28 protein-coding genes are annotated in these 24,095 nt (G+C 51.1%); 24 read left to right on the forward strand and 4 right to left on the reverse strand.

The features are described from left to right. Positions 1–246: 246 nt before the first annotated feature. The 12 genes from LX59_RS04565 (at position 247) to LX59_RS04620 (ending at position 12,305) form a co-directional block, all read left to right on the forward strand. Positions 247–1,425: a maltoporin gene (locus LX59_RS04565; protein ID WP_246118677.1), complete on the forward strand. Its 1,179-nt coding sequence runs from the start codon at positions 247–249 to the stop codon at positions 1,423–1,425. Between the two features lie 51 nt (positions 1,426–1,476). Further along, positions 1,477–3,018 carry a 2,3-bisphosphoglycerate-independent phosphoglycerate mutase gene (gpmI, locus tag LX59_RS04570; protein ID WP_144570647.1) on the forward strand — a complete coding sequence of 514 codons (1,542 nt, stop codon included), beginning with the start codon at positions 1,477–1,479 and terminating at the stop codon, positions 3,016–3,018. A gap of 147 nt (positions 3,019–3,165) precedes the next feature. Then, the gene (gene zwf, locus LX59_RS04575; RefSeq protein ID WP_144570648.1) at positions 3,166–4,638 is read left to right on the forward strand and encodes a glucose-6-phosphate dehydrogenase; all 1,473 of its coding nucleotides are present in this window, start codon (positions 3,166–3,168) and stop codon (positions 4,636–4,638) included. Beyond that, positions 4,625–5,338: a 6-phosphogluconolactonase gene (gene pgl, locus LX59_RS04580; protein WP_144570649.1), complete on the forward strand. Its 714-nt coding sequence runs from the start codon at positions 4,625–4,627 to the stop codon at positions 5,336–5,338. Before zwf ends, pgl begins: the two co-directional genes overlap by 14 nt. A gap of 64 nt (positions 5,339–5,402) precedes the next feature. Next, the gene (pgi, locus tag LX59_RS04585) at positions 5,403–7,064 is read left to right on the forward strand and encodes a glucose-6-phosphate isomerase (protein ID WP_144570650.1); all 1,662 of its coding nucleotides are present in this window, start codon (positions 5,403–5,405) and stop codon (positions 7,062–7,064) included. Positions 7,065–7,174: 110 nt separating this feature from the next. Continuing rightward, a complete protein-coding gene (locus LX59_RS04590) occupies positions 7,175–8,470 on the forward strand; it encodes a sugar MFS transporter (RefSeq protein ID WP_246118670.1) in 1,296 nt (431 codons plus the stop codon). Positions 8,471–8,517: 47 nt separating this feature from the next. After that, a complete protein-coding gene (locus LX59_RS04595; protein WP_144570651.1) occupies positions 8,518–9,477 on the forward strand; it encodes a carbohydrate kinase family protein in 960 nt (319 codons plus the stop codon). Between the two features lie 16 nt (positions 9,478–9,493). Beyond that, positions 9,494–10,717: an aldose 1-epimerase family protein gene (locus LX59_RS04600; RefSeq protein WP_144570652.1), complete on the forward strand. Its 1,224-nt coding sequence runs from the start codon at positions 9,494–9,496 to the stop codon at positions 10,715–10,717. Positions 10,718–10,994: 277 nt separating this feature from the next. Beyond that, on the forward strand, positions 10,995–11,153 hold the full coding sequence (locus LX59_RS04605; protein ID WP_425457473.1) for a hypothetical protein: 159 nt from the start codon (positions 10,995–10,997) through the stop codon (positions 11,151–11,153). An 87-nt stretch (positions 11,154–11,240) separates the two neighbouring features. Beyond that, a complete protein-coding gene (locus LX59_RS16050) occupies positions 11,241–11,516 on the forward strand; it encodes a helix-turn-helix transcriptional regulator (protein WP_144570653.1) in 276 nt (91 codons plus the stop codon). A 130-nt stretch (positions 11,517–11,646) separates the two neighbouring features. Further along, complete coding sequence (locus LX59_RS04615; RefSeq protein ID WP_144570654.1) at positions 11,647–11,991, forward strand: toxin; 345 nt, start codon at positions 11,647–11,649, stop codon at positions 11,989–11,991. Continuing rightward, complete coding sequence (locus LX59_RS04620; protein ID WP_144570655.1) at positions 11,988–12,305, forward strand: helix-turn-helix domain-containing protein; 318 nt, start codon at positions 11,988–11,990, stop codon at positions 12,303–12,305. The genes LX59_RS04615 and LX59_RS04620 overlap by 4 nt, the downstream gene beginning before the upstream one ends. Before the next feature lie 30 nt (positions 12,306–12,335). Here the strand turns inward: LX59_RS04620 and LX59_RS04625 are convergent, their stop codons facing one another. From LX59_RS04625 to LX59_RS04635, 3 genes are all read right to left on the reverse strand, one after another. Next, positions 12,336–12,533 (reverse strand): hypothetical protein, encoded by a 198-nt coding sequence (locus LX59_RS04625; RefSeq protein WP_211354815.1) that lies wholly within the window; start codon positions 12,531–12,533, stop codon positions 12,336–12,338. 479 nt (positions 12,534–13,012) lie between these two features. After that, positions 13,013–13,750, reverse strand: a complete 738-nt coding sequence (locus LX59_RS04630) for a toll/interleukin-1 receptor domain-containing protein (RefSeq protein WP_144570656.1) — start codon at positions 13,748–13,750, stop codon at positions 13,013–13,015. Between the two features lie 16 nt (positions 13,751–13,766). Further along, complete coding sequence (locus tag LX59_RS04635) at positions 13,767–14,000, reverse strand: hypothetical protein (RefSeq protein ID WP_144570657.1); 234 nt, start codon at positions 13,998–14,000, stop codon at positions 13,767–13,769. A gap of 322 nt (positions 14,001–14,322) precedes the next feature. Between LX59_RS04635 and LX59_RS15565 the strand changes: the two genes are divergently transcribed. From LX59_RS15565 to LX59_RS04690, 12 genes are all read left to right on the forward strand, one after another. Next, positions 14,323–14,496, forward strand: a complete 174-nt coding sequence (locus LX59_RS15565; protein WP_170234318.1) for a hypothetical protein — start codon at positions 14,323–14,325, stop codon at positions 14,494–14,496. Continuing rightward, positions 14,493–14,813 carry a DUF3077 domain-containing protein gene (locus LX59_RS04640; protein WP_144570658.1) on the forward strand — a complete coding sequence of 107 codons (321 nt, stop codon included), beginning with the start codon at positions 14,493–14,495 and terminating at the stop codon, positions 14,811–14,813. Before LX59_RS15565 ends, LX59_RS04640 begins: the two co-directional genes overlap by 4 nt. Next, positions 14,810–15,103, forward strand: coding sequence for a hypothetical protein (locus tag LX59_RS04645; protein ID WP_144570659.1), 294 nt, complete (start codon positions 14,810–14,812; stop codon positions 15,101–15,103). The genes LX59_RS04640 and LX59_RS04645 overlap by 4 nt, the downstream gene beginning before the upstream one ends. Positions 15,104–15,280: 177 nt before the next feature. Beyond that, a complete protein-coding gene (locus tag LX59_RS04650; RefSeq protein ID WP_144570660.1) occupies positions 15,281–15,544 on the forward strand; it encodes a helix-turn-helix transcriptional regulator in 264 nt (87 codons plus the stop codon). Next, entirely contained in the window at positions 15,541–16,500 is a 960-nt protein-coding gene (locus tag LX59_RS04655) for a toprim domain-containing protein (RefSeq protein WP_342779671.1), read from the forward strand. The genes LX59_RS04650 and LX59_RS04655 overlap by 4 nt, the downstream gene beginning before the upstream one ends. Continuing rightward, positions 16,497–18,314 (forward strand): YfjI family protein, encoded by a 1,818-nt coding sequence (locus LX59_RS04660; protein ID WP_246118671.1) that lies wholly within the window; start codon positions 16,497–16,499, stop codon positions 18,312–18,314. The genes LX59_RS04655 and LX59_RS04660 overlap by 4 nt, the downstream gene beginning before the upstream one ends. Next, on the forward strand, positions 18,311–18,763 hold the full coding sequence (locus tag LX59_RS04665) for a TubC N-terminal docking domain-related protein (RefSeq protein WP_144570661.1): 453 nt from the start codon (positions 18,311–18,313) through the stop codon (positions 18,761–18,763). Before LX59_RS04660 ends, LX59_RS04665 begins: the two co-directional genes overlap by 4 nt. A gap of 133 nt (positions 18,764–18,896) precedes the next feature. Further along, entirely contained in the window at positions 18,897–19,835 is a 939-nt protein-coding gene (locus LX59_RS04670; protein WP_144570662.1) for a hypothetical protein, read from the forward strand. Positions 19,836–19,839: 4 nt separating this feature from the next. After that, positions 19,840–20,445: a hypothetical protein gene (locus LX59_RS04675; protein WP_144570663.1), complete on the forward strand. Its 606-nt coding sequence runs from the start codon at positions 19,840–19,842 to the stop codon at positions 20,443–20,445. A 215-nt stretch (positions 20,446–20,660) separates the two neighbouring features. Beyond that, a complete protein-coding gene (locus LX59_RS04680; RefSeq protein ID WP_211354816.1) occupies positions 20,661–21,422 on the forward strand; it encodes a hypothetical protein in 762 nt (253 codons plus the stop codon). 37 nt (positions 21,423–21,459) lie between these two features. Further along, entirely contained in the window at positions 21,460–21,876 is a 417-nt protein-coding gene (locus tag LX59_RS04685; protein ID WP_211354817.1) for a hypothetical protein, read from the forward strand. A 185-nt stretch (positions 21,877–22,061) separates the two neighbouring features. Next, a complete protein-coding gene (locus LX59_RS04690) occupies positions 22,062–22,700 on the forward strand; it encodes a hypothetical protein (protein ID WP_144570664.1) in 639 nt (212 codons plus the stop codon). 273 nt (positions 22,701–22,973) lie between these two features. Here LX59_RS04690 and LX59_RS04695 read toward each other — a convergent pair whose 3' ends face one another. Further along, positions 22,974–24,017, reverse strand: coding sequence for an IS110 family RNA-guided transposase (locus tag LX59_RS04695; protein WP_144570217.1), 1,044 nt, complete (start codon positions 24,015–24,017; stop codon positions 22,974–22,976). Between the last annotated feature and the right edge of the window lie 78 nt (positions 24,018–24,095).

Genomic DNA, 24,095 nt, shown 5'->3' on the forward strand with positions numbered 1-24,095 from the left:
ACCGTCCGTTTGACCTCGGATGTTGTGAATACCTAAAGCCCTTTGGCTAAAGGGAAACCTAGCGCTATCAAAGAGATAGCGCTGTCTAAAACGCTCGGCCCTTACCATGTAACAGTCTGGGCGGGGGCATTTCAAAGACAGCGCTTTAACCCAAAAATAATAATAAGTTGGGATAGATCTATCATGTTCATTTCATTAAGACATCTACCGCTAACAGCCTATGGATTATCAACGATTTTGTGCTGTATGGCCCCCAATGCCTTAGCGGCTGATTTCAGCGGCTATTACCGCCTTGGGGCGGGCGGTACTACCAAGGGAGGCACACAGTCCTGCTTTCAACTACCGGGAGCACCCTCTAAATACCGTTTGGGTAACGAGTGTGAGCAGTGGAGTGAGCTGGCTTGGACTCAGGAGTTTGCTCAATTGGGGGATGGTTCAACCATTAGCGGCATGGCGATGGGCGGCTTCTATAACCCCATAGGACATATGCCTAAGTTTAAAGACTCTAACGAACATGGCGGGGGCTCTTCACGTTTTCAACAACTGTTCGTGGAGTGGAAGAATGCTGCTGTACTTAATGGCGGTAACTTCTGGCTCGGTCGTCGTTACTACAAGCGAAACGACATTCATATGACCGACTTTTATTACTGGAACCAAAGTGCTACTGGCTTTGGTTTTGATGAGGTGCCTATTGGGGATCTGCGCTACAGCTACGTTTTTTCACGCAAAGACAGCTATTGGCAAAATCCCTATGTGAACCGCCATGACTTCAACATCAATGGTTTTAAAACCAATCCAGGTGGTGAAGTACAGTTAGGAATCAGCTATCTGCAAGAGCCCGGTGGCAGCGATAAGCACAGCGGTTGGGCGGTTAGCGTTCAACATAAGCAAGCGGGCTTTTTGGGCGGAAAGTTCAACACTTTTGCCGTGCAGTACGGTGAAGGCCCAGGCACAGGCTTGGGTTATACCGGCAACACCAATCTGGACAAAGAGAATAAAAGCTGGCGCGTGGTGGAGTACTTCGATTGGCAGACCACCAAACGCTTCGGGGGCCAATTTCAGGTGGTATACCAAAAAGATGTGCGCCCTGATGGTGATAACGCACGTTGGCTGTCTATGGGGGTAAGGCCGGTTTATGCCTTGACAGAACAGTTCAAGCTCGCTGCTGAAGTGGGCCATGACCAGATCAAGGCTACGGATGGCACACGCAAGCTGACCAAATTCACCATTGCTCCGACTTGGTCTCCCGGTGGCATGGGCTTTTGGGAGCGTCCCGAAATTCGCCTGTATTACACCTACGCCGTGTGGAACCGTGCTGCCCAGCGTGCCGCCGATCCCGATACAACGCTGTCGCGTACGGGGGCCTTTGGCTCAGATCGTCACGGGGGAAATTTTGGCATTCAAGCCGAGTACTGGTGGAAGTAAAACCCCAGAACCCCCCGTCATTTTGTTCACTGCCTGAAGGAGATAAAAGTCATGAGTATGCATCCAAAACCAAGGGTTTTAATCATCCTAGACGGCTTTGGCCATAGGACGAACCCCGAACACAATGCCATCCATGCGGCCCATACGCCGACCTATGATGCACTCTTGCGCTCGGCTCCCCACGGCCTGATTGAGGCTTCCGGTATGGCCGTCGGATTACCTGAGGGGCAAATGGGTAACTCCGAAGTGGGTCATATGAACTTGGGCGCTGGACGGGTTCTATACCAAGACTTCACCCGTATTACTAAAGCCATTCAAGACGGAGATTTCTTCGATAACCCCAGCCTATGCACTGCGGTAGACAGGGCCGTGGCGGCTAACAAAGCTATACATATACTGGGGTTAGCTTCCGAAGGGGGCGTTCACAGCCATCAAGACCACTTAATCGCTATGCTGGAATTGGCGGTGCGTCGGGGCGCGCCGCGAGTTTACTTGCACCTCTTTTTAGATGGACGTGATACTCCGCCTAAAAGTGCTCAGGCTCCCCTTGAGGCCTTGGAAAAGGCCTGCATTCGCTCGGGTGTTGGCCGCATTGCTACCCTTATCGGTCGTTATTACGCCTTGGATCGGGACAACCGCTGGGAGCGCATTCAAGCCGCCTACGAGTTGATGACCGAGGGGAGTGCCGAATATCAGGCTGATACCGCACTGACCGCTCTAAATGCGGCTTATGAGCGAGGGGAGTCCGACGAGTTTGTAAAAGCCACGCGCATCGGTAAGGCCGCTCCTATTACCGAAGGCGATGTGGTTATTTTTATGAATTTTCGGGCGGATCGGGCACGGCAACTGACTAAAGCCTTTGTCGAGCCTAAGTTCCAAGGTTTTCAGCGGCGCTCTTGGCCAACCTTGGCTGATTTTGTCACTTTGACACAGTACGCGGCTGATCTGCCTACCTCCTGCGCTTTTCCTCCCTCTGAACTAAAGAACACCTTAGGGGAGTATCTGGCCCAGTCTGGCAAAACTCAGTTGCGGCTTGCAGAAACCGAGAAATATGCTCATGTGACCTTCTTCTTTTCTGGCGGGCGTGAAGAGCCTTTTGTCGGAGAGGAGCGCGTCCTGATTGCTTCTCCCTCGGTAGCCACCTACGACCTTCAACCTGAGATGAGTGCCGAAGTCATTACGGATCAACTCATCAAAGCCATTCAGCAACAGCGTTTTGACCTCATTATTGTCAATTACGCCAACGGCGACATGGTAGGACATACCGGAAATCTCGAAGCCGCTATCAAAGCGGTAGAGTGCTTGGATCGGTGCTTAGGGCGTGTGCTGGACAGTCTGCAACAGCTCGGCGGCGAAGCTTTAATCACTGCCGATCACGGTAACGTAGAACAGATGTTGGATAACACCACGGGGCAAGCCCATACCGCCCATACCTGCGAGCAAGTGCCTTTCATCTATGTAGGCCCACGGGCTGTTGGCATTCGTAGCGGCGGTGTTTTGGCCGACGTTGCTCCCTCTGTATTGGCACTGTTAGGGCTACCTCAGCCGCCGGAAATGACGGGCACAAGCTTACTGGAATTGATCAGGTGCTAAGGCTTTGCCTCACTGAAAGAGGATGGTATTGAACGGGCTAATCCAAAAATCAACTGCTTTTTTGTTGTTTTTATATGAAAAAATAGGTTGATAACTCAATTTTACGGGATTAGATTACTCAAAATCTTGTTATAAGAACAATATATTATGAATTTACGACCTCTGACTCCCTGTGCCTTTGCGCTCTTTGGTGCCTTGGGCGATTTGGCTTTGCGTAAACTATTTCCGGCTCTGTACCAACTGGATCGCGCCGGTCTTTTGCATAATGAAACTCGAATTCTAGCGCTGTCTCGGGAACAGCGTGAAGAAGTGCATCCCTTGGCTTTGATTGATGAGCATGTTCGCCGCCATACGCCCGCTAATGAGTTGGATCAAAGCGTGTTGCAGCGTTTTTTGAATCGTATCGAATACCTCAGCCTCAATTTCTTAAATACGGAAGACTACAAAACCATTTTGGCCGAGCACATTGAGGGTCAGGATCAACTGATAGCCTATTTTGCAACCCCAGCGGCCCTGTATGAGTCCATCTGTACCGGATTGGCGCAGGCTGGGTTAGCGGATCAGACGCGAGTAGTGTTGGAAAAGCCCATTGGACATGATTTAGCCTCCTCACGAGTGGTCAACGATGCGGTAGCGCGCTACTTCCCAGAAAATCGCATCTATCGGATTGACCACTATCTGGGTAAAGAAACCGTTCAAAACCTGATTGCCTTGCGCTTTGCCAACAGCCTGTTTGAAACCCAATGGAACCATAACCATATTTCCCATGTGGAAATCACGGTAGCTGAAACCGTGGGCATTGAAGGGCGCTGGGGATATTTTGACCAAGCCGGTCAACTGCGAGATATGCTGCAAAACCACCTGCTTCAGTTGCTGTGCTTGATCGCAATGGATCCACCCAGTGACTTGACTGCCGATAGTATTCGGGACGAAAAGGTGAAGGTGCTGAAGGCTCTAGCTCCTATAACTCCAGACCTCTTGCCCCGTCAAGTAGTGCGTGGCCAATACACTGCGGGTTTTGCTGAAGGTCGTTCTGTTCCTGGCTATCTCGAAGAAGATAACGCTAACCGGCACAGTAATACCGAAACGTTCGTGGCGCTGCGTACCGAAATCCGCAACTGGCGTTGGGCGGGGGTGCCTTTTTACCTGCGTACTGGCAAGCGCATGGCGCAAAAGTTATCGCAAATCGTTATTTATTTTAAAGAACCTCCGTTCCACATTTTTGCCCCAGAACAGCGGGCTTTGATTAGCAATCGCTTGATTATCCGTTTGCAGCCCCATGAAGCCATTTCCCTGCAAGTGATGACTAAAGAGCAGGGCTTGGATAAAGGAATGCAGTTGCGTAGCGATCCTTTGCAGTTGAATTTCTCGGAAACCTATAAAGCGGCGCGTACACCGGATGCCTATGAACGCTTGTTGCTAGAGGTTATGCAGGGCAATCAGAACCTGTTTGTGCGCAAAGATGAGATTGAACACGCTTGGATGTGGTGCGATCAGTTAATAGCTGGCTGGAAACAACAGGGTGACAGTCCAAGACCCTATCCTGCCGGTTCTTGGGGCCCAGTAGCCTCCATTGCCCTTATCACTCGCGACGGGAAGAATTGGTATGGTGATCTCTGATATTCCATTTCCTGCCGGGGTGCGTACCCATACGGCTCAGGATGCTACTCAACAGGCTCAAGCCTTAGCAGCGGCTGTGGCTAAAGCCTTAGGCCAAGCCTTGGAGCATCAAGATAACGCTAGCTTATTGGTATCAGGCGGGCGCAGCCCCATCGCTTTTTTTGAAGCGCTGTCTGAATACCCTTTGGCTTGGACGCGCATTCAGGTGGGATTGGTGGATGAGCGTTGGGTGGCTCCCGATCAGCCTGGCAGCAACGAGGCTTTAGTACGCACCCATTTGTTGCGTCATCAAGCGACCCTAGCTCAGTTTGTGGGCTTGTATACACCCGCATCGCATCTGGAACAGGCTGCTGACCAAGCAAGCCAAAACCTGTTAGCCCTAAAACGTCCAGTTGATGTGGTGGTGTTGGGGATGGGGGAGGATGGGCATACGGCTTCGCTGTTTCCGGGTAATTCAGCTTTAGCTCAAGCCTTGGCTCCTGATGGCTCTGCTCTGTGTCTGCCGATGCAGGCTCCTGTAGCGCCTCATCCACGTTTGACGCTCACTTATCCTGTTTTGAGTGCAGCCCAGCACTTATTTTTGGCCGTTCAGGGGATGGCTAAGTTAGAAACCCTGAACCAAGCATTACAGCTTGAGCCTTGTCAAATGCCGATTCGGGCCTTTTTGGATCAGCCCTTGGAGCTTTATTGGTGCCCTTAGGGTGGGTGTCCCCGAAAAAAACCTTGTTGTGCCACATAACACAAATAAAAAGAGGTCGTACTTTATGAGCTATTGTCTGCCCGTATCAGATCCCACCGACTTAATCAGTTGGAAGGCACTCAAAGCCCATCGCGGAGCTTTGCAGGGTTTTTCCATGTCGGAGGTCTTTGCAAAGGATCCGAACCGCTTTGAGCAATTCTCCCATTCAGCCTGCGGTTTGTTTTTGGATTACTCCAAAAACCTAATCACAGAGGAAACTCAAAGTTTGCTGGTAGCGCTCGCTCAAGAGGCTGGTGTACCTCAGGCGATTAAGGCCATGTTTGCAGGCCAAGCCATCAATACCTCAGAGCAGCGCCCCGCTTTGCATATTGCATTGCGCCAGCCACCTCATGAAGCTCCCGTTGTGCAGGGCGAAGCTTTAGGGCCAAAAGTACAGGCAGCCTTAGCGCAAATGGAGCGCATTGTCCAACAGCTACAGCAGCGGGATTGGCGCGGTTATAAGGGTGATCCCATTACTGATGTGGTCAATATTGGCATTGGCGGTTCCTTTTTAGGCCCGCAGGTGGTTACAGAAGCTTTGCAGCCCTATGCGCACACTTCTGGGATTCGTTGTCACTATTTGGCTAACATCGACAGCAGCGAGTTTCATCAAATAACCCGCTGTCTCAAGGCTGAAAGCACCTTATTTATTGTATCGAGCAAAACCTTTACCACGCTGGAAACCCTAAAAAACGCGCAGGCGGCTCGCCAGTGGTTTTTAGATCAGGGTGGCTCTGAGGCTTGTATACACCGACACTTTATTGCCGTTACCAGTAATATTCCGGCGGCGGTGGCCTTTGGTATTCCTGAGCATCAGGTTTTGCCCATGTGGGATTGGGTAGGCGGGCGCTATTCTTTGTGGTCGGCTATTGGTTTGCCTATTGCCATTGCTTTGGGGATGGATCAGTTCAAAGCCCTGTTGCACGGTGCCCACGCGATGGATCAACATTTTCGCGAGGCTCCTTTGGAAGCTAATTTGCCGGTCTTGATGGGGCTTCTAGGGGTTTGGTACCACAATTTTTGGGATGCTCAAAGCTACGCCTTTCTGCCTTACGACCATTGTTTGCGTGACTTTGTTAAGCACTTGCAGCAGATGGACATGGAGTCCAACGGTAAGACGGTGCGTCAAGATGGTAAGGCTGTCTCCTATTCAACCGGGCCCATAGTCTGGGGCGGCGTAGGGACTAATGGTCAGCACGCGTACCATCAGCTTTTACATCAGGGTACCGCTTTGATTCCGGTGGATTTTGTCGTGCCTGTCCAAAGCCATAATCCGGTTACAGATCATCAAGCTTGGTTGTATGCCAACTGCTTGTCCCAAAGTCAGGCTTTGATGTGCGGTAAAAGCCGAGCCGAAGCTGAAGCCGAGCTGCGTGCTAAAGGCTTGGATGAGGCCGAAGTGCAGCGCTTAGCCCCCCATAAAGTGATTCCGGGGAATCGCCCCAGCAATACCTTGGTGATGGAGCGTCTTGATCCTGAACGCTTAGGGGCGCTGATTGCGCTGTATGAGCATAAGGTGTTTGTGCAGGGAGTGATTTGGGGGATTAACTCCTTCGATCAGTGGGGCGTGGAGTTGGGTAAAGAATTGGGTAAGGACATCTATAACCAGTTGACTGCCAGCACGCGCCCACAGGCTCGTGAAGCTTCTACCCAAGGACTTGTCGATTATTTCCGCCAGTATGCTTGAGCGGATAAGTATCGTCCTAAGGCTACTTTTAGGCATCGGTGACTCTCAAGCCTGAGGTTCCGGTGTTGTTTTCGCCTACTTGAATAATAAATCCAACAGGAGTGTGGCTTGTGATAAAAATTGATCTGGGTTTGCATGACTCGCTACCCGAAACTCTAGGCCAATCCCAACGCAGTACTTCCATTAAAACAGCCTTTTTTTTGGTCACTATGCTGTTTTTTATGTGGGGCTTTTCCCACGGATTGCTGGATGTCTTAAACCACCATTTTCAGCAAACCCTAAATATTTCACGGGCAGAATCAGGGTTGATCCAAACGGCTTACTTTGGAGCCTACTTTGTAGTGGCTTTGCCCATCGGTATGGTCATGGAGCGTTTTGGCCATAAGACCGGTATTTTAATTGGGCTGTTGTTGTTTTCTTTGGGTGCTTTGCTGTTTGTGCCTGCCTCTTGGATAGGGAGTTTTGCTCCCTTTTTAATTGCGCTCTTTGTATTGGCTTGCGGGCTGGCTTGTTTGGAGGTGGCAGCTAATCTGTATGCGGCAGCCTTAGGTTCAAGCCAAACTTCTATTCAGCGGCTAAATTTTGCTCAGTCGTTCAACGGGTTGGGGGTTTTTCTCGGCCCAATGATCGGCGCTTCTGTGCTGTATGCTCCGCCTTTGCATTTGGGAGGTGAGGTAATTGCACCGACTTCCTTGATTTATGTGGCATTGGCTTTTTTAGTCTTGGTGCTGTTGGTTATTTTTGCGCGTACCAAATTGCCGGATTTGAGCCAAAAACACGCAACTCCAGCAGTTGAAACAGCAAGTGCTCCTTCTAAGCCTGAAAGCCTGTGGCGTAAAACAAATTTTACCTTTGCCTTGGTAGCCCAATTTTGCAACATCGGGGCTTATGTGGGGGTAGGAGCGTTTTTCATCAACTTCACCTTAGATCACTGGGCGGGTATCACGCCGCAATACAGCGCTTACTTGCTCTCGTTAAGTATGCTGGGATACATGGTTGGGCGCTTTTCGGGTACTTGGCTGATGCAGTACATCAGTCCTCGTAGCCTGTTGGTGATCAACAGCCTAGCCTGCACGGGCCTGTGTTTAATCGCCATGCTAGGCCTTGGAAAAGTTTCCGTGCTGGCGGTGATGGGCATGTACTTTTTCATGTCCATTATGTACCCCACCATTTTTGGCATGGGTGTACATGGCTTAGGACAGCAAACCAATAAAGGTGGCTCCATTTTGGTGATGACCCTAGTGGGAGCTGCCATTTTGCCGCTGGTGATGGGCTGGTTAGCGGATACTTTGGGTACGGCTCAGTCCTTTGTGATGCCCTTGGTGTGCTACATCATCGTTGCGCTGTATGGGTTCTCGCAGCAGCCCATCAAATCCTTTGTTTCTGCTGGCCTATCCGCTAAGTAAATCAGCCCCGCGCCCCTGAGAAGGGGTGTGTCCATGAGAGGTGTGCCATGTTTTTAGTCTGTGGAGAGGCTCTGTTTGATCTGTTCGTCGATCACAGTCAGAGCAAATTACCGCGAGAAATTCAGTTTAAGGCCGTGGCGGGAGGCTCTCCCTTTAACGTAGCCGTGGGGTTAAGTCGGCTCGGAACCCCTTCAGCTTTGATGACGGGGGTTTCAACCTGCTTTTTGGGGCAGCAACTGCGTCAAGTTCTGGAAGCGGAGGGGGTATCAACGAATTATTTGGTTTCCTTGGATACGGCTACCACTACTTTAAGTGTGGTGGCGGTTAATGAGCAGGGTATTCCAAGCTATTGTTTTTATGGGCATACGGGCGCTGATCGTCACGTTCGTCCAGAAGCGTTACCAGCTTTGGGCTCAGAGATTCGAGGTATTCATCTGGGTTCTTATTCGCTGGTGGTCTCTCCTACCTCAGATAGCCTGTACCAACTGGTTTCTAATGCCGGTCAAGAACTACTGATTACCCTAGACCCTAATGTGCGCTTGAATGTTGAGCCCAGCCTTGAGGTATGGCGGCAAAAGATTGATGCCTTTGCCCAGAAAGCACACATCATCAAGGTCAGTGAGGAGGATTTAGCGCTGCTTTATCCCGGAGCCAACCTTGAGGCTATCGCCCAAGGGCTACTCAATGAGCGGTGCCGCTTGGTGTTTTTGACCCAAGGTGAGCGGGGGGTGACTCTCTTTACCCGACATCATGGACAGTGGTCACGCCCAGCTCGTCCTATCACCCCAGTAGATACTGTGGGCGCTGGAGATACCTTTCAAGCAGCCTTAATTACCTATCTGTTGGAGCAAGGCTTTGATCATCCGGCGGCTTTGGATGCATTGACCCCCGCCCACCTAGAGGCTCTATTGAGGTTTGCTTTAGAAGCTTCGGCACTGACCTGTTTACGTTCCGGCCCGGATTTGCCGCGCCGCCATGAATTACAGCAGGTCGCCCATGCCCATTAATTTAAGAAGGTCTCTGATGAAAAAGATTTCAGGTCTGATCGGAGTCACTGCCCTCACCAGCATGACCCCAGCGCTGGCTTGGGAATATGTACTGATTGATGACCAAAAGCCCGCGCAAAACTGGAGCATTGATAGTCAGCAGTTGGGTATCCAAACCGAAACGCCGTTTTCGATCCAGTTGCGTACCCTGCACGGAGGTCGCCAAGAAGGGGTGAGCCTGCTTGAAATTGATAATGGGACGATGAAGATTACCCTCATTCCTACCCGAGGCATGAACGTCCTTCAGGCAGAGGCCGATGGCGTGCGCTTGGGTTGGGATTCTCCGGTGGAGGAAGTCGTTAATCCGGCCTTTATCGAACTCAACAGCCGTGCCGGTTTAGGTTGGTTAGAAGGCTTTAATGAATTGGTGACTCGTTGTGGTTACGAGTGGGTAGGGCATCCTGGAGTGGATCAAGGAGAGCTATTGACCCTACACGGACGGGCATCCAATATCCCAGCCTCACAGGTGATACTCAGCATTGATCCTAAGCCGCCTTATACCATTCGTGTTAAGGCTGAGCTGCGCGAACAAGCGTTTAAGAAGGTGGATTTCGCTGTCACGACGGAGATTTCCACCGAGCCTGGTTCTAGGCGATTTACCCTGAACGATACTCTGACGAATCAGGGCGATTATCCCAAAGAATACCAAGTGCTCTACCACAACAATTTCGGGCCGCCTTTGTTAGAGCAGGGGGCTCGCTTTGTGGCCCCTATTCGGCAAGTTTCCCCCTTTAACACCCGAGCGGTGCCTGAGCTGGAGCATTGGGATCAGTACCAAGGCCCAACACCGGGGTACGATGAAACCGTTTATAACCTAATTCCCTACGGTGACTCAGAGGGGAATACCTTAGCCATTTTGCATAACCAAGCGGGGACGCAGGGCGTGCAGTTGGACTACAACCTGAACCAGCTACCCGTATTCAGTTTGTGGAAAAATACCGATAGCCTGAAGCAGGGCTATGTGACTGGTTTAGAGCCGGGGACTAGCTTTTCCTACAATCGTCGCTGGCAACGCGATTTTAAAGGTTTGAACCTAGTACCTCAGATTGGCCCCGGAGAGCAGCGCCATTTTCAACTGAGTTTTAGCCTATTGAAGGATGCGGCTGCCGTATCGCAGGCGGTGCAGAAGGTTGAAAGCCTACAGGCTGGACGTGATACCGAGTTACGTCCTCAGCCGCTGATTCAACCTCAGATGCCTTAATAGAAGTATCACAAGCGATTGAGGGCGGAAGGGCTGACTCAGAGGGAAATAACTGAGGTAGTCTGGCCGCGCTCAGTCGGTGGTAAGTTTTGATAGGGCGTTGACCTGTTGCTTAACTAGGGCACTTTTGCGCTTGGTACTCCATGTTTGATCTCGTCTTCCATCGACTATGCTGTTGCGTCGTTTAAATATGGGAAACCTCACCGTGCATGGTTTCCGATCCAGCTTCAGGGATTGGGCTGCTGAATGCACTCATTACCCGCGAGAGGTGTGTGAGATGGCTTTGGCACACCGCGTGGCAGTGGGCACAGAGGCCGCTTATTGGCGTGGAGATGTCTTTGAAAAACGCCGAGCATTGATGATGGATTGGGCCTCTTATGTCACCTCAACGCCTTCAGCAAATAACGTGCTACCGATGAAAAGAGAGCGTGGTTAATCGTTTTTGGAAACCTCCTTGCAGAGCCCCTTTTTTTTTGCCATATATTCCATAGCCGTCCACTGAAGTCCATTAAAGGATGGCTGTATGTCTTCCCCCGTTTCGCAAGTCTCTAGTATTACGGCTGGTACTCGTGCTGGTGCTGGTTCAGCCCAGCGCGTGGCTCAAAGCAATCCGAATCAACGCCGTATTTACCGATTACCCCAAGTCATGGAGGCGACAGGGTTTAAGAGGGCATGGATTTACGCCTTGATGGAGCGTGACGAGTTTCCCAAGTCCGCCAAGATTGGAGCACGGGCTGTAGGTTGGGATGCTGATCTTATTGACCAGTGGGTAGCCGATCGTTTGGATGGGGTTATTTAAGAAAGGTTGAGGTGGAAAAGGCTGCTGTTAGGGCAGCCTTATGTATTTGAGCGGGTATGCTGTTTAACGAGGCACCTAATTACCCCCAGCTTTCTTGCAAAAAGCTAAGCTAGTTGCTTACACTTTTGGCATGAAAGCCCTCTTTTTTGAAACCACTAGTTTTACTGCTACGGTAGGTGACTACCTAACAGATGACAAATATCGGCAGCTCCAAAAAATGCTGCTTAAAAATCCAGAGGCCGGAGACCTCATGCCCCGTACTGGCGGATTCCGCAAGCTAAGGTGGGCTGATGGACGTAGGGGTAAAGGAAAACGTGGCGGCCTGCGCGTGATCTACTACTGGTTACTGGGCGATGGTCAGTTCTGGATGTTTGCCATCTACGACAAAAACGAACTGGAGAACCTTACCTCAGAGCAAGAAAAACAGCTCAAGCAGGCCATTACCGCAGAGCTGAACAAGCGAGGTGTCTTATGAAGAAAAAACGAGATCTATTTGCCGAGATGATGCAGGGCGTAAGCGAAATGGCTGCCCAGCGTGAAGGCAAAATCACCTTACGCCAGTGCACCTTGGAAGATAAACCCGTCCCTGAAGTCACGGCCCACGAGATTGTGGCGCTACGCGAGAAAATGCACTTGTCACAAGAGGTCTTTGCTAAACGCTTTCGCATCAGTGTGGGAACTCTACGTAAATGGGAGCAGGACAAGGCCAAACCCAATACACAGGCCGCCGTGCTGATCAAACTGGTTGAGCAATACCCCGACATGGCAGAACGGCTGGCTGCGATTTAACCGTCACAAATTTGCCTCAATCACCATGCACTACAGCGGGCTGGTTTGATCCATCTGAGGCGGCGACCACGGCTTAATCTTGGCCAGCACTTCCACCAGTGCATCCTTGGTCATTTCGCGGTCATAGTCGGCTTGCAGACCTGTCCAAAAGTCCTCAGACATACTCCCCATCAATAAAACTTCACCGGGGTGAGGATAGGCTACTTCTCGCATTTCTGATTTAGTCATCTAAAAATAAACTTTTAGTTAAAGCTAAAACACTAATTCTTAACTTATGCTTGCAAAGGGATGGCGTTTTGATACGCTTTTCACTTACGCAGTAGTTACCTACTTTTTACTCGGAGAGAAAGATGAAAATGAAGATGGAGGAAAAAATAGCCCATCTTGGATTTATTCAAGGTGTTATTATACGCATGGCAAATAACAATAGTTGCTGCCGCTTTTTCTATTTACAAAGAAAACCATAATATAATAACGGCACTATATGTACCTATTATATTATTTTGGGTTTTAGATACATACTTTTTTACCAGGATAATCTTTATAGAAAACTTTATGAGCTGGTGGCAAATAACTCTAACTTAGTTGAGAGGTTTTCACTTAATGCAAAAAATCAGCCATACATTAGATCATAGATGCTATATAATCAGCATGGCTGTCTGTCCAATTTACATAATTTTATTACTAATAATTACTATTTTAGCTTTTTATCCAAATTTATTGGCTGAATTTAAAGTATTTGCTTGGACATCTAAAATCTGATCATTAATCCTAAATTTTTTGTACATAGCATTGAGAGCATGAATTTTACTATCACTTTTTTCTTCTAATTCATTTAGTATAAACCTGCTTAACTCTGATAAAGTTTTAGGATGAAGGTGTTTCGTTTTTGCTTCATGAAGCATTGTTAAATTTTCGAACCCAAAATCATCATGGGCCGCCTCAGCAATAGGAGGGGATACAAAAAAATCATTTTTCTCAGGGTATTTCCGCCTTACTAATGAACTAAACATTAGTTCGGAGGATATCCAAGGAGAATAAGTTTTTTGTGCACTTGAGATATAATCAGATAACGGAATCGACTCATTAGTACTCAAAAATAATAGAAGCTCAGAGCTGTCTATCATTCGCTGAAGTGCCAAATGTAATATCGTATAAACATGGGCTGTAGATTGGTTTCTGAGCTCATAAGAATATAATTTCTTATCCTCATTCCAGCAGTGATCATTATCTATTTTTTTTAATAAGTCCCCTACATACCCCCAAGCACAAGAGTCAATGAACACACTTAGCCCTAACTTTTCTAAAGCTATCGCCAAAATTATAGCGAAATCTTCATTTATATGTGAATGAGATAAAAATACATCTACCCGTTCTTTTGGAAAAAAAATATTTGACAATTTTTCAGCATCAATTGTTTTACCTGAATTCAATATTTCAGACATTTCTTCGAGATTATTATTATTTTTTTAATTTTTTGTAGTTTACAATCTGGTCTTTTATACAAGATAAACCATCTCTTATATAATGCACTAGCTTTACTTCATCAGAAACATTTCTTTCTGGATGAATAGCATTCATACTAGGAAATAAAGATTTTAATTTATATGATTCTAAATATTTTTTAAAACTTTCATATTCTCCGAGTATATTAGATATATCACTCTCTACTTTTACTTCGATTCCTGTGTACATGCTTTACAAACCTTATTTACTACTAAAAAATTGTTAGAAAGCTACCTCTATTGACGATTTTATTCAATCCACCGTACCATCCCCCCGCCGCTGTAAATCCAGCGGTCGGGTTTGGCGACCCGAACTCACTCTAGGCGCAACAGCGCCCCAGACCATTGCAGGCGCTTTTTTTGTGCCCGCGATGTACGTCATGGCGGCTGTGCGTGGGAGACCTTCGGGTCTGCCGGATGCCTAGAGTTCCGGTTCGCCAACCTGCGTACAGCTGCCACCCAAATTGTTTGGCGACGATTAGTGGCAGCTCCATAACTCTAGGAGCTACACCATGACACTGCGTCATATCCTTAGCCTTAATCCGTCCAAAATTCGGGCGATCGCCCATCGGCGTATGGCCTTAGCCGCTTTACACGCTGACTCCTCCCTCTCTACCCGCCTCGATCGCTACAACGACCACATGAACAAGGCCCGCGCACTGGAAACCCAAGGAGGTGTTCAATGAGCATTTCTCGTATTAAGACCACCAATGGCTATCGGTTTCACGGCACCGGACAGGCTGATAAAAAGCAAAACCTATTCACCGTCACCCCGAATTTACCCGCCACTGATGTGCTGCAAAGTGTCTCTGACCTGCTCAGTACCCTTGAAGACCCCATCTATACGGCAGCAATGGGTGAATGTGCCCATGAAGGCAACTATGCGTGGCTGGTGCATCACTCGCTGATGAGTGCTAAAGCGGCTTTAGATGCTGCGATAGATGGTCTGATGGAGGCAGAACGCTTGGAGTGTGAGTCGGCTCAGGTGGAGGGCAAAGTATGAGCATCCCAAACTGGAATGACTTATTGGTATTCCCTAGCCGCACCGATAGTCCAGATAAGCTCAAACAGGTTGCTCAGGCTTCCAACCAATACGCCACTACCCTCGGTTTTGGTATCGCGGCCATTGGCACCTTGCTGGCTCATACGGCTCAGGCGGGTGAGCTTTCAGAGGACACCGCCCTAAGTATTGGCTGGCTATTGGATAGCCTCGGCGACCTCTCGGCCAAGTTAGCAGATACCCAGCAAGAAGCGGGCTACCTGTTAAGCCAGACTACCCCCACCGAGGGCTAATCATGACCCCTTTTAAAAACACCTGCTTTAGCGGGTGCGGGATCGGCTTGGCCTTGAGAAACCCTAGAGCCCTTGAATTCATTGGTCTGTAGAGGGTTTTTCATTTTTGGAAACCTCGCCTAAAAGCGGGGTTTTCAAAGGTAGACAATATCGGCACTCACAACCAACGAGGTTTTTATGAACCACGAACAGCCGAATGAACCGATGGAATTAGAAGAACTGCTGGATCGCTTTATAACCGTTGCAGAGGCGGTGACTTATAGCGGCTACGGTGGGGAAACCACATTGCGCCGAGCAGTACGGCGGGGCTTTTTTCCCAAGCCGATTAAATTGGATGGCCGCTGTGTGCGCTGGTCGCTGAGAGAGGTAAAGGCGTGGCAGGAAGCTCGGTTAAACGCTCGGGATAACGCAGCCCAAGATCAGGAGGTGGATGCCAAATGACAGGCAAAGAAAAACCCGCGTGGGCGCGCGGGTCTCTCCAAACAAAAACGAACAATCATATTAACAGCTTATTACCCAGTGAAAAACCAGAATGGGCTTTTAAAGCGGCATTAGAAGCCAGCTTTGGGCTATTGGACTTTATGCCGGAGGGCGATGGTGAGTTTCATCGCTTCCATGTACCGGAAGAAAAGTCCGGTACGCGCAATGGCTGGTATGTGCTTTATTTAGACAGCTTGCCTTCAGGGGCTTTTGGGTCGTGGAAAACAGGCCAAGCCGCCACTTGGTGTAGCCGTAAGCCGACTGATCCCATCGAGGCCGAGCGGGTACGCCAGCGCATCGAGCAGGCCAAGGTTAAACGCCAACTAGAACAGCAACAGCGGCATCAATACGCGGCTGAGAAAGCCCGCCAGATATGGCAACGGGCACTGCCAGCCAACCCCAGCCATACGTATTTGGTGGCCAAGCAAGTACCGGCCTACGGTCTGCGCCAGTGTGGGAATACCCTGCTGGTGCCGCTAATCCATAACGGCCAACTGGTGAACCTGCAATTCATTCAGCCCGATGGCTGCAAACGCTTCCTCAGTGGCGGGCAGGTTAAAGGCTGTTATTCACCTTTGGGCCAGATCCAAGCCCATAAGCCTATGTATCTGTGTGAGGGTCGAATTACCGGCCACGCACTGCATCAGCACACTCAATGCCCCGTCGCTTGTGCGATGAATGCGGGCAACCTGCTCCCAGCGGGACAGCACCTCAAAGCAAAGTACCCCGATTTAGAACTGGTGATTGCCGGTGATGACGACCGTCTGACCGAAGGCAATCCGGGCCGCACGAAAGCTTTAGAAGCCGCTAACCAGTTGGGCTGCTCGGCAGTGTTTCCCGCATGGCCTGCGGGGGCTCCTGTGTCGCTTACCGACTTTAACGATTTAAGCCGCTGGATGGCGGGAGGTGCTGTATGACTGATTTAAACCTACCGATGGAAGTTATCCCACCTGAGCCTCCTCAGCCGCTCATCAGTGACGAAGTCGAGTCGCAAGCTCTGTACCCTGTAGAGGCATTAGGGAGTCTATTAGGGGCGGCGGTTTCCGCTATTTCGAGTGCAGTGCGCGTTCCTGAAAGCCTAGCGGCCCAGTCGGTACTCAGTGCAGCGGCAATGGCCGCTCAACCCCATGCCAACCTGACCTTAGATGGCCGCATCCTGCCGCTATCGCTATTTTTTCTGACCGTAGCAGAGTCAGGAGACCGCAAGTCCGGTGCCGACCGTCCCGCTTTGAGAGCCCACCATGAGCACCAACGGGCTCTGGTATCGGCTTATCGAGAACAGCAGCGCACCTACCGGATTGAAAAGGCCGCCTACGATAAAGCCTGTGAAGCCCTGCTCAAGCAAAGTAAAGGCGACAACATGGAGGGGATTGCCGAGCAAGTGGCCGCCTTGCCGGAACCTCAAATGCCACGCCAGCCCTTTATCTTGGCAGAGGAACCCACCTTAGAAGGGCTGCAAAAGGCGTTTCTACGCGGCCAGTCCAGTATGGGGTTATTTAGTGATGAAGGCGGGCAGTTCTTTGGCGGTAATGCCATGAAGCCCGAAAACCTACTCAAATCCGTCTCGGGCCTGTCTAAGTTTTGGGATGGCTCACCCATCAATCGTACCCGCGCCAGTGACGAAGAGTCTGCCAGTTGCTACGGCAGCCGCCTCAGTGCCCACTTAATGATGCAACCCGTAGTCGCCAAGGAAGTGCTGGCTAACCCCATCATGCAAGGCCAAGGCTTTCTGGCGCGCTTTCTGGTGTCATGGCCTGAGAGTCTGGCGGGTAGTCGTCTGTACCGATCCATTGACCTGAATGCCGATCCCAGCATGGGCCAGTACTGGCAGCGCATGACGGAATTGCTGAAAAAGCCCCTAAACCTGAATGACCAAGGAGAGCTTGATCCTCGGTCGATTACCTTGACTCCTGAAGCTAAAGCCCTATGGATTGCCGAGCATGACCGCATTGAAGGGCAGTTGGGTCGGCTGGGGGATTACGCGGACATTAAAGCAGTCGGCTCCAAGGCAGCAGAGCAGATATTACGAATAGCGGGGGTGTTGGCCGTGGTGGATGACCAAGCCAGCGTTGACTCGAACATTCTGCAACGGGCTATTGAGCTAGGGCGCTGGTATCTGGGGGAGGCACTGCGCCTGTGCTATCCCGTCCGCCAAGATCCTGAGTTGGTTAAAGCCCAAAAGCTGATTGATTGGTTACACGCCAAAGGATGGACTGAGTTTGATGCCCGTACCCTACAACGTGAGGGGCCATCTTTTGTCCGTAAGAGTGCTCACACTCGAAACAGGCTGCTGAATAAGTTGGTCATAGCGCGACACCTGTCCGCTGATGACAGCGGGAAGATATACAGACTTAACCCTTTAAGTCTTGCGACATTTGCGACACCCGCGACAAGCCCCGTTTTTCAAGGGGTTGAGCTTTGCGACGCTTCTGCGACACCGTGCGACAAAGCTGCGACAAGACCGGTTTCTCCCGATTTTGTCGCAACGCTGTCGCAGCCTGTCGCAATGCCGTCGCAAGCTGAAAGCCCAGTAAGTACGCGGCTTGTCGCGGGTGTCGCAAATGTCGCAAGCACTGAAGCGTCAAATCTCATAAAACATCCGCAACCCAAACCCTGCGTAAATACTCAGAGTCCACCCGAGCCCATAAAAGAGAATCCCAAACCGGCAGTGAAAGAGGATCAGTTGTGCCTGTTTAATCCTGAGCGGGGCTTATGGGAGGGTGAGATATGAGTATTGCTACCCAGCTTATTCAGCAGGCGACAGCATGTGGCGTAAAACTGTTTAGCCAAGACGGTGGTCTGAAATACGAAGCCCAAAGCCCACTTCCGGCTGAATTTTTAGCTCAACTGAAAGCCCATAAGGTCGAGCTACTGGCCGAGCTCCAGCAACGCGAAGCTGCTAATAGCGTCACCATGCGGCCCCATGCCTTGCTGGTGCGGGTTTCTAATCTGCTGGGCTGCTCAGGAGACTACCTATTGAAACAGGGGTTTCTTGAGCCCTGCGATTTAGAGGAGCAGGCCGCCACCGATCCTTTCCTTGGGTACTGGCCTAGGGCATACGCCGCGATCCGCGTTGGTGTCCGCCGCCCATATCCGAACAACGGACAATGCCCCACGAGCCTGACTCAGCGGGACAGGGGGAACCCCAAGCACACACCACCCATTGGACAGCCCAGATAGCTTCACCGGAATGGCTCCAAGCCCGTGATGCCTACCTTAATCACTTGCTGGCCTGCCCTGAGTGCTGGGCTCCTATCAAGCGCTACTGTGCGCTGGGCGCTGAACTACAGGCTCAGTATCAGGAGGCTCCCCTATGAATCAGGGTGTTTCAAGTAAACCCATGAAACAGGGGGTTTCAGAAATACAGCGGCAGAAAGTTTTAGAACTGCGCCGCAGTCATTCACTCAGAGAGGTGGCCATCTTAACCGGCCTCCCCTTGGGCACTGTGAAAACCCTATGCCATCGCTCAGGAGCCTTTAAGGACAACCCAAGGCATCGGGCCTTATTCAGTCTGCCCGCCCTTCAGCCGCAGGTCGAAACCCTGTTACCCAGTGTTCCAGAGTTACCGGCCCAGCAGAGCGTCACTGGCGATCAAGAGTTAGATGCAGTGCTCTGGCTGCGCTCAGTCATTGAGACCGGCCAACCGACCTTGATTGAACGGGCACTGGAGGGCGCTAAAAAGATCAATGCCACACCCAAGGACTTGGAAGAACGCTATCAGCGCTGGCTGATGAACACCCAAGGCAATGCCTTTGCTGCGGTCTTAGGTTCCTTTGGGATTGCGGACTTGGAGACACTGGCCCAGCGCTCCCTAGAACGCAATCAACGAACCCATGAAGCCCTTAGTCGTTTTGGGAGTAAGGCTCTGGTGTTTGCAGATACCGATGCTGAGGCGTTCTGTATCCAGAAGCTCAAGGGGCTGAAGCAAGGCAAACGGCTGTTGGACTACAAAACGGACGCGGTGAACCAGCGTTTTACAGCGGCGCGTGATTACAGTCCCCACACTCTGGGCGACTGCCTGCATGAGCTGGCCTATTGGCGTGACCTCTACAGCCTACGCCATGCCGTAGAACCTTACTGCGGCGACAGTCTGCCCCAAGCCTATGCGCGTGAAACATGGGTATTCAGCCAACTGGCGCTGATTAAGCCCCGCACCAAAGCCGAGGCTAAAGCCGTGCTCCACTACCTGTTTGACTCAGACCGGCGCGACTGGAACGAAGCCGATGCCATCCTTGAGAACCTGATTGGGTGAACCGATGAGCCAAGAAACCGTACTTAAACGCCTGTGGGCCTTAGATGCAAAATACGGCCTGAGTATTCGTACTCAACTGCTGGTGCGTCGTCGCCTGTGTCGAGTGCTGTCTGAATTGCGGCATCAGATCCAAGGAGAGCGCCAAGCCCAAATCAGGGCGGCACGGCTACAACTGCCTAAGAACCCTACTCCTTTCGATCAGGCCCGCATCAAACGGTTGGAGCAAACCGCCAAGGGCCACCGTATCCACGAATTTGTGGAGACGCTTCGCCAGCAAATACGACTCGGCGGGGATCTGATTATCAATCAAGCCATCTACGATAGCTTGGGACTGGATGAGCTGCTGGTGCTGCTCAATATCAACCCAGCCGACCAAGCATGGGTGCTGGAGCAAATGGGCGACGAACCACCCTTCTTTGGGCTGGTATTTGTACCGGGCTCAGAGAACAGTACCAGCCGAGAGGCCCAACGCAAGGAGCATGGGCCGCTGCTGGAGGCGTGTTTGTCCTCCATTACCGAAGTCATGCGGCATCCTGATTTCGATCCAGAAGCAGTGGGGCGCAGGATTAGGGAGAAGTACAAGGGGCAGAGGTTGAGGCGGGTTAAATAAAAAATAAGACAGCCGAATAACTTACATCTCAGGTCAGATCAGCTAAGGTAGATCTGGCCTATTCTTCATGGTGCATAACATCCTTATTCAGTCATGGAGCTGCTATAAGGCTTAGCCTAGAAGGTTTCTGCTAATCAATAAAGAAGATTATCCATCAGACCAGCTTGGTAGGTTATGCACCAAGTGGTGTCTAATAATAGTTGGGCCTAAAAAACATGACCGAGCTTCTCGAGTTCTTAAACAAAAATTCCGGTGCGTTGACGGTACTATTCACGGCCGTTGTTACCATCGCTACCGCAGTTTACGCCGCCTTGACTTGGGTTCTCGTTAAAGAGACCCGAATGATGAGGGAGGTTCAAACCGAGCCGAAATTACAGGTAACCGTCAGCTCATTCGACTTCGCAATCCACATTGTCCGCTTACACGTTCGTAACGTCGGCCTTGGCCCTGCCTTGAATGTCACCTTCAAGCCTAAAGTTCTCGCCGGAGGTCAATCTGCTGAGAAACTTCTTGGTGAATTCACAGATGTGAACTTTTTCAGCGTCGGGCTCAAGCATTTCGGCCCCGGCCAAGAACGGGTCTCCGCTTATACAGACCTGACAGAAGATCACGACGGAAAAATGGCTTCAGTGCTAGCGATAGACGTTACATACAGTAGCACTACTGGCAAGAACTACAGTGACTCGCTTGTGGTAGATATGTCAGAGTTGAAAGGTGGCTATCAGCTAGGCACGCCCCATGCGTATGCAATTGCCCAGAGCTTGGAGAAGATGCAGAAGGATATTCACCATTTCACCACCGGACTCCGTCGCATACAGGCAAATATTTACACGAGCGAGGATCGTGCAAAAGAAAGAGAGGATCGTGCAAAAGAAAGAGCGGAAGCTCAGACTAAGCGAGAACAGTTGCAAAGAGAGCGTCAGGCCCAACAAAGCGCTCAAGCGGACAGTCCCGCCTCCAGCGGGCCTGCCGTTTAGCTTTGGCGTTGTACGAAAATCAAGCACAGGAGGCGATATGGACTTCGACCCTATGGATTACCCAGAAAAAATCATGATTTCTGGTTTTGAGTTTAACGGTTATCGAAATATGTCCAAAGGCACGCTGCTGATTCCCTATACGGATGAGCCAGATGTTGGTATCGGTGACATGGTGACTCAAAAGTCTGGGCGTCGTGAAATTGAGCTTAAGATTGTTGATGTTCAGTTTCTGCCGGGCGAAACGGGTGGTATTGGTACAAAGCACCAGAATCTGCTAATTCTTAAGGTTGAAAATCTTTCAGCACAACCTCACTTGAAAAGCTCGCAGGCGCCAACTTTTAATATTGGCTCCATTAGCGGTGATCAAGTTCAAGTTGGCAGCAGTAACTCTCAGGTCGTCAATATTAGCGTTCAGGGCCTTGTTGATGCCATTGCAAAGAGTGGATGGAGATGAAGAAGCAAAGTCTGCATTGAGAGTTCTACTGGAAAACAGTACGGTCGCCAGTATTGTTGGAGCGGGAGCTGCTGCGCTACTTAGGCTCTTGTGAGAGCGTATAACAATCGGTTCAAGCCGTTCGTTGCGCTCACTCGGGACCGGCTAAAGCCGGCCTCTTAACCAAACGTTAGACCTCCTTGACCATGACCGCACTCGTATTTGTACTTCAACCCGATCAAGTTTGCGTCGCTATGGACACCTTGGTGATTAGGGCTGATGACCGTATGCCGTTGTCATTCCAACGAAAGTTTCTATCCATTCCAGACTCCGATCTGTTGGTCGCAGGAACTGGCCACGCCAACTTCGTAACTGGTTGGTTTGGCTATCTGCAAACCTTGGCACATTTAGGAGATGTGGATGATGTCGGGTCTATCGCACCAAGTGTGCTTAAGGCATCGGCCGATGCAGCTGGGGGACTTGGCCCCATCACCACCACGATCTACCACTTTGGCTATTCACGAGCAGAGGGGCAGTACGTTGGATACGCCTATAGGTCAACCGCCGACTTCCGGCCGGAGCGCCTTCCTTACGCCCTCGGACTCAAACCGCAGGTTCCGGTGCCAGCCACTGAGAAGATCCAATTTCCGGACTTCATGATTGATATTGTCGTTCGACAACAAGAGCACGATCGGTCCCAGCCAATCCAGCATCAACTTGGCATCGGCGGAGAGATTGAGTTTGTCGTTCTTTCAGATCACGCTACGCGCGTTGAGACCGTGCACCGCTTTATCTCCTACGAGACCGAAAGGCAGCACATTGAGAGTCGCGATGCGGAGGCCTAACAATTAGTATATGGACTCTCCCCACAAGTAGTGAGCAAAGCTTTGCTTTTGCACCTGTCGTCAGCGCGGTTGCATTCGTATATCCGGCCTGTTCTGGGCGCTTACGCCCTGGCCATGCTGTAGTTCGCGCAGCGGGGGCCAAGCGTTCAATCGATCACGGGGATCATCATTGTTATCGGCCTTGTTCCGCTGCAGGACTCGCCTGTTCCGACAGTGCTGCTGTTCACCACAACCACCAGAAAACCATCACATCTTTACTGATTACCCCCGCCGTTAGGCGAGCTTTGTGCTCTGCCAGTTGCCATTGAACCGCCGCTCGTGGCACCAAACTGCCCAGCAGATCCGTACCAGCTTGTTGGCCAGGGCTACCGCCGCTTTGTTGTGGCCGATCCGCGCTGCTGTTTCTACAACCCATCGCTGTAAGTGCGTTAGCTTCTCCGGCGTGCGCGCCTGGCAGCGTTGGGCAGCCAGCAAGGCGGCTCGGGAGCCATGGATCAACAGGGTGCGCACATAGACGTTGCCCTGTCGGCTGATATGGCCGAGTTTGCGGCGGTCGCCGCTACTGAACTCGCGTGGCGTCATGCCCAGCCAAGCGCTCAGTTGCCTGCCGCTGGCAAAGCGTTCTGGTTTTCCAACAGCGGCGGTCAGGGCGCTGGCGGTCAGCAGGCCAATGCCACTGACTTCATCCAGTTTGCGTACGACTTCGTCGGCGGCGTGCCAGCGCTTGAGCTGTTGCTCGCACTCGGACATGCACTGCGCGTACAGGTTGATCTCGGCCAGAACAATCTGCAGTTGAGGCCGCAGCAGTGCCAGCTCAGGCCGCTCGATTAGCTCATGCGCGGCGCGCAGAAACGTGGCGGTGCTGCTGGGCGCTTCAATCCCCGCCTCACGCAAGAAGCCGCGTAGCAGGTTGATACGCTGGGTACGGCTCTTCTTCCAGGTTTCACGCAGGCCATGCAGTTGCTGCACCTGCTGTTGTTCGTGGGTTTTTACCGGCACTGGATGAATATCGCGACAGCGGGCCGCTTCGAGCATGGCATCGCAGTCGTTGCGATCAGTCTTGTTGCGCCGGCGATAGGGCCGCACGTAGCGTGGATGAATCAACATCACTGCATGCCCCTGTGCTTGCATCGTGCGCCCCCAATAGTGAGCGGTGCCGCAGGCTTCCATCACCCATTCGACGGGCTCGCTCTGCTCCTGTATATATTGCCGAAACGCCACCCGGTTCAGCCGTTTACGCTGCACCACTTGGCCAGAATGGACACTCTCAGCAACTTGGTAAATGGACTTGGCCAGATCAACTGCGATGCGCTTCATCACTGCTCTCCCACTCAGCAAACGTCGTTACTTCGGTATAGAACCGTGGCGTGGGGAGAGCCCATTACAGCATTCAAG

Source organism: Azomonas agilis (genome assembly GCF_007830255.1).
GTDB lineage: Bacteria > Pseudomonadota > Gammaproteobacteria > Pseudomonadales > Pseudomonadaceae > Azomonas > Azomonas agilis.

What these genes read in the sequence shown, in the direction of transcription:
- LX59_RS04565 (WP_246118677.1), top strand. Translation starts at nt 247, where the DNA reads ATGGCCCCCAATGCCTTAGCGGCTGATTTCAGCGGCTATTACCGCCTT.
- gpmI (WP_144570647.1), top strand. Translation starts at nt 1,477, where the DNA reads ATGAGTATGCATCCAAAACCAAGGGTTTTAATCATCCTAGACGGCTTT.
- zwf (WP_144570648.1), top strand. Translation starts at nt 3,166, where the DNA reads ATGAATTTACGACCTCTGACTCCCTGTGCCTTTGCGCTCTTTGGTGCC.
- pgl (WP_144570649.1), top strand. Translation starts at nt 4,625, where the DNA reads ATGGTGATCTCTGATATTCCATTTCCTGCCGGGGTGCGTACCCATACG.
- pgi (WP_144570650.1), top strand. Translation starts at nt 5,403, where the DNA reads ATGAGCTATTGTCTGCCCGTATCAGATCCCACCGACTTAATCAGTTGG.
- LX59_RS04595 (WP_144570651.1), top strand. Translation starts at nt 8,518, where the DNA reads ATGTTTTTAGTCTGTGGAGAGGCTCTGTTTGATCTGTTCGTCGATCAC.
- LX59_RS04600 (WP_144570652.1), top strand. Translation starts at nt 9,494, where the DNA reads ATGAAAAAGATTTCAGGTCTGATCGGAGTCACTGCCCTCACCAGCATG.
- LX59_RS04605 (WP_425457473.1), top strand. Translation starts at nt 10,995, where the DNA reads ATGGCTTTGGCACACCGCGTGGCAGTGGGCACAGAGGCCGCTTATTGG.
- LX59_RS16050 (WP_144570653.1), top strand. Translation starts at nt 11,241, where the DNA reads ATGTCTTCCCCCGTTTCGCAAGTCTCTAGTATTACGGCTGGTACTCGT.
- LX59_RS04615 (WP_144570654.1), top strand. Translation starts at nt 11,647, where the DNA reads ATGAAAGCCCTCTTTTTTGAAACCACTAGTTTTACTGCTACGGTAGGT.
- LX59_RS04620 (WP_144570655.1), top strand. Translation starts at nt 11,988, where the DNA reads ATGAAGAAAAAACGAGATCTATTTGCCGAGATGATGCAGGGCGTAAGC.
- LX59_RS04625 (WP_211354815.1), bottom strand. Translation starts at nt 12,533, where the DNA reads ATGACTAAATCAGAAATGCGAGAAGTAGCCTATCCTCACCCCGGTGAA.
- LX59_RS04630 (WP_144570656.1), bottom strand. Translation starts at nt 13,750, where the DNA reads ATGTCTGAAATATTGAATTCAGGTAAAACAATTGATGCTGAAAAATTG.
- LX59_RS04635 (WP_144570657.1), bottom strand. Translation starts at nt 14,000, where the DNA reads ATGTACACAGGAATCGAAGTAAAAGTAGAGAGTGATATATCTAATATA.
- LX59_RS15565 (WP_170234318.1), top strand. Translation starts at nt 14,323, where the DNA reads ATGACACTGCGTCATATCCTTAGCCTTAATCCGTCCAAAATTCGGGCG.
- LX59_RS04640 (WP_144570658.1), top strand. Translation starts at nt 14,493, where the DNA reads ATGAGCATTTCTCGTATTAAGACCACCAATGGCTATCGGTTTCACGGC.
- LX59_RS04645 (WP_144570659.1), top strand. Translation starts at nt 14,810, where the DNA reads ATGAGCATCCCAAACTGGAATGACTTATTGGTATTCCCTAGCCGCACC.
- LX59_RS04650 (WP_144570660.1), top strand. Translation starts at nt 15,281, where the DNA reads ATGAACCACGAACAGCCGAATGAACCGATGGAATTAGAAGAACTGCTG.
- LX59_RS04655 (WP_342779671.1), top strand. Translation starts at nt 15,541, where the DNA reads ATGACAGGCAAAGAAAAACCCGCGTGGGCGCGCGGGTCTCTCCAAACA.
- LX59_RS04660 (WP_246118671.1), top strand. Translation starts at nt 16,497, where the DNA reads ATGACTGATTTAAACCTACCGATGGAAGTTATCCCACCTGAGCCTCCT.
- LX59_RS04665 (WP_144570661.1), top strand. Translation starts at nt 18,311, where the DNA reads ATGAGTATTGCTACCCAGCTTATTCAGCAGGCGACAGCATGTGGCGTA.
- LX59_RS04670 (WP_144570662.1), top strand. Translation starts at nt 18,897, where the DNA reads ATGAATCAGGGTGTTTCAAGTAAACCCATGAAACAGGGGGTTTCAGAA.
- LX59_RS04675 (WP_144570663.1), top strand. Translation starts at nt 19,840, where the DNA reads ATGAGCCAAGAAACCGTACTTAAACGCCTGTGGGCCTTAGATGCAAAA.
- LX59_RS04680 (WP_211354816.1), top strand. Translation starts at nt 20,661, where the DNA reads ATGACCGAGCTTCTCGAGTTCTTAAACAAAAATTCCGGTGCGTTGACG.
- LX59_RS04685 (WP_211354817.1), top strand. Translation starts at nt 21,460, where the DNA reads ATGGACTTCGACCCTATGGATTACCCAGAAAAAATCATGATTTCTGGT.
- LX59_RS04690 (WP_144570664.1), top strand. Translation starts at nt 22,062, where the DNA reads ATGACCGCACTCGTATTTGTACTTCAACCCGATCAAGTTTGCGTCGCT.
- LX59_RS04695 (WP_144570217.1), bottom strand. Translation starts at nt 24,017, where the DNA reads ATGAAGCGCATCGCAGTTGATCTGGCCAAGTCCATTTACCAAGTTGCT.